Genomic DNA, 3,290 nt, shown 5'->3' with positions numbered 1-3,290 from the left:
GGCGATCCGGTCGCCGTCGAAGTGGTGGAATTCGTGGATCGGGATGACGCATTCCCGGCCGGTGCCCACGACACCCATCCACTCGCCGGTGAAGCTCGCCCTGATCTCCGCCCGGACGGCCGCCCGACCGTTCGCGCCGACCACTTCGTGGATGGTGACCGAGACGTCCTGGAACACCCGGTGGAACTTGGCGAATTGCGGTTTGACGCCGTCCGGGCCCGGTGCCTGACCGGGCGCGGCCGGAATGTCCGACCAGTTCGGCGTCACCGCCTCGTCGAGCAGGTCGAACTCTCCCGCGACCCCTCGGTAGAGCTTTTCGACGGCTTCGCGCTGACCGGCGGTGAGCCCTTCGACGATGCTCGGAACTGCTGGTTGAGCCATGATTTCCCATCCTTGGCGGTCATTGCCGGGTTCGCGGGCGCGGTTGTCCGCGCCGTTGTCCGCGACAAGGCGGCCGACATCGGCGGCTATAGTGGGGGAACCCCTTCCGGAGGGGTGCCTCCACTCTAACGGAGGGGTGCCTCCGCAAGCAAGGCCCGAGAATCGGGAGGACTCCGATGGCCACGACCGAACCGGGCGCGCGGGTCGCCGTGCCGCGACCGCAGCGCGCCGACAGCAGGCGCAAGTTCGACGCACTGCTGGCCGCGGCGCGCGAGGTCTTCGCCGCCGACGGCGTCAACGGCTCGCTGGAGGAGATCGCCCGGCGCGCCGGGGTCGGCATCGGCACGCTCTACCGCAACTTCCCGACCCGCCAAGCGCTGTTCGAGGCCGTCTACGTCGACGAGGTCGAGGCGCTGGCCGCGGTCGCCGACGAGCTGCGCGACCACGACCCGTGGGACGCGCTGGTGATCTGGCTGCGCCGGTTCGTCGGCTACGCGACCACCAAGAAGGCCGTCTACGAGGCGCTCAACACCGACTCGCCGATGTTCGCCGCCTGCATCGAGCTGATCCACCGCGCTGGAGTCCCGCTGCTGCGCCGCGCCCAGGAGGCGGGCGAGGCCCGCACCGACGTCACCTTCGACGACGTCCGGTACCTGATCAACGGCATCAGCGGCGCGAGCTTCGCCGACGACGCCCAGCGCGAGCGCGTGCTCACCATGGCACTGGACGGCATCAGAGCGCGCGACTGAGAGCGGGGGCCTCAGCCGCCTCGCGCGTACTCCGGCAGCAGGCGGGCGACCTCGTCCGGGGCAGGCATCCGGGCGATCTCCCCGGCGACGGCGCGGGCCGCGTCGCGGTGCGCGCCGTCCCGCAGCAGCCCGCGCACCTGGTGGGCGACGGCGTCGGCGTCCACCTCGTCGGGCAGCAGGCGCAGACCGGCGCCGACCGCGCGCAGGGCCTCGGCGTTGGCGAACTGGTCGGCCCCCTGGGGCAGCACCAACTGGGGCACGCCGAAGGCGAGCGCGCCGAGGGTGGTGCCGCTGCCGCCGTGGTGGACGGCCACGTCGGCGTGCCTGAGCAGTTCGGCCTGCGGCACCCACGCCCGCGCGGTGACGTTGTCCGGCAGGTCCCCGAGATCGGCCACGGGCACCCGACCGGTGGCGACCACCACCCGCGCGCCCAGCGCCGCCAGCCCCCTGATCGCCGTGGTGAGCAGTGCCGCGGTGCCGAACGCGGTGCCGAAGGTCAGGTAGACCAGCGGCTCCCCGGCACCGGGCGTCGCCCACGCGACCGGTTCGGCGTGCGGGACGGGGCGCAGCGCGATCCGGTTCCCGGTTGCCAGGAAACCGCTGTCCTGCAACGAGGGCGGGCAGATGTCCAGGTGCGGCCTGCCGCCCGCGACGGTGTCCGAGGGCAGTTCCAGGCCGATCCCCTCGGGGATCGCGCGGCCGAAACCGTGCCACAGACCGGGAATCCCGGCGCGGTGGGCGGCGACGGCCGCGCCCGGCACGCCCCACCCGTGCACGACGAGGTCCGGCCGCAGCCTGGCCAGTTCCGGTTCGAGGTCCTCGGCGTAGATTTCGTAGAACGAGTCCGCGGGTCGGAAGGGGCGCAGCCCGTTCGCGGCGAGCGCCGCGTGCACGTGCTCCCCGGTGGCCCAGTGCACCTCGTGGCCCGCGTCCCGCGCGGCGACCGCGAGCGGGATCATCGGGTAGGTGTGGCCGACCGAGGCGGAACTGGCGAACAGCACGCGCACGGCGGCGAACCTACCCCTGGCCGCGCGGTCGCGGCTCGGCGGGCCCGCGGTCGGCTACGGTGGGCTGATCTCCAGCAGCCGGGGGGCGACATGGCGGCCGAGGCGATCACCCCTTCCACCCCGCGACCGGTGCGGTGGTCCACGCTGGCGCAGTGGTGGCGCGACGTGACGTTCGCGCACTGGCCGGTGGCACCGGCGCGGGTTGCGGGCCTGCTGCCGCCGGGCACGCGGCCGGACACCCTGGACGGCGTGACCTACGTCGGGCTGGTGCCCTTCCGGATGCACCGGGTGCGGCTGCCGGTGGAGCCGGGGGTGCCGTACTTCAGGACGTTCTGCGAGACCAACGTGCGGCTGTACTCGGTGGACGGCGCGGGCCGTCGCGGCGTGGTGTTCCGCTCCCTGGACGCCGCCCGCCTGGTGCCCGCGCTCGTCGGCAGGCTCGGCGCACGCCTGCCCTACACCTGGTCGAGGATGCGCCTGCACCGCCGGGGCGACGTGATCACCTACACGTGCGTCCGCCGGTGGCCCCGGTCGCGCGGGGTGTCGGGCCGCCTGGTGGTCCGGGTGGGGCGGCCGATCGCGGAACCGACCCCGCTGGAGCACTTCCTGACCGCGCGGTGGGGCCTGCACGTGCCCTGGCGCGGACGCGCGCTGTACCTGCCCAACGAGCACCCGCCATGGCCGCTGCGCCGGGCCGAGCTGCTCCACGTGGACGAGACGCTCATCGCGGCGGCGGGTCTGCCCGCGCCGGTCGGGCCGCCGGTCAGCGTCCTGCACTCCCCCGGCGTCCCGGTCCGGTTCGGGCCGCCGGTCAGGACCGGGTGAGACCCGGTTCGCGGGCGCCACTGGCGCACGGGGTGTTGGCCATGCGTTGGCGGCGCGTTGGCGGGTAGGAGTCGGCTGGCGGTTCACCGGGTCGCGGACTCCTGCGCCGCGCCCCCGGTCGATCCGATCACGCCGTTCTGAGAAAGGCCCCTGCGCATGGTTGTCGAATCACCTCCCGGCATGGAGATCACGGAGGAGAACAAGTTCAAGGGTTCGCTGTTCATCTCGGCCTTCGACGAGATGATCGACGCCATCGGCAAGGACGCGGAGTCCGAGACGGAGCAGGTGCTCGACATCACCTTCGCCGCGATCGGCGCGGCCTCGTCGG

Annotated in this window: 4 protein-coding genes; 2 read left to right on the top strand and 2 right to left on the bottom strand. The window is 73.3% G+C overall.

All coding sequences use genetic code 11. From position 1 onward, the window contains the following. Positions 1-381 (bottom strand): ester cyclase (locus IEZ00_RS34210; protein ID WP_189227498.1); only part of this gene is annotated, 381 nt, incomplete at its 3' end. A gap of 176 nt (positions 382-557) precedes the next feature. On the opposite strand from IEZ00_RS34210, the gene IEZ00_RS34205 reads away from it, so the two are divergent. Continuing rightward, entirely contained in the window at positions 558-1,130 is a 573-nt protein-coding gene (locus IEZ00_RS34205) for a TetR/AcrR family transcriptional regulator (RefSeq protein WP_189227497.1), read from the top strand. Positions 1,131-1,141: 11 nt separating this feature from the next. Here IEZ00_RS34205 and IEZ00_RS34200 read toward each other — a convergent pair whose 3' ends face one another. After that, on the bottom strand, positions 1,142-2,137 hold the full coding sequence (locus IEZ00_RS34200) for a glycosyltransferase (RefSeq protein ID WP_189227496.1): 996 nt from the start codon (positions 2,135-2,137) through the stop codon (positions 1,142-1,144). Positions 2,138-2,227: 90 nt separating this feature from the next. On the opposite strand from IEZ00_RS34200, the gene IEZ00_RS34195 reads away from it, so the two are divergent. Further along, positions 2,228-2,962: a YqjF family protein gene (locus tag IEZ00_RS34195; protein WP_189227495.1), complete on the top strand. Its 735-nt coding sequence runs from the start codon at positions 2,228-2,230 to the stop codon at positions 2,960-2,962. The last annotated feature ends 328 nt before the right edge of the window (positions 2,963-3,290 follow it).

The sequence above is a fragment of the Saccharothrix coeruleofusca genome, from assembly GCF_014648515.1.
Lineage (GTDB): Bacteria > Actinomycetota > Actinomycetes > Mycobacteriales > Pseudonocardiaceae > Actinosynnema > Actinosynnema coeruleofuscum.
This window is presented reverse-complemented; position numbering and strand designations above follow the sequence as displayed.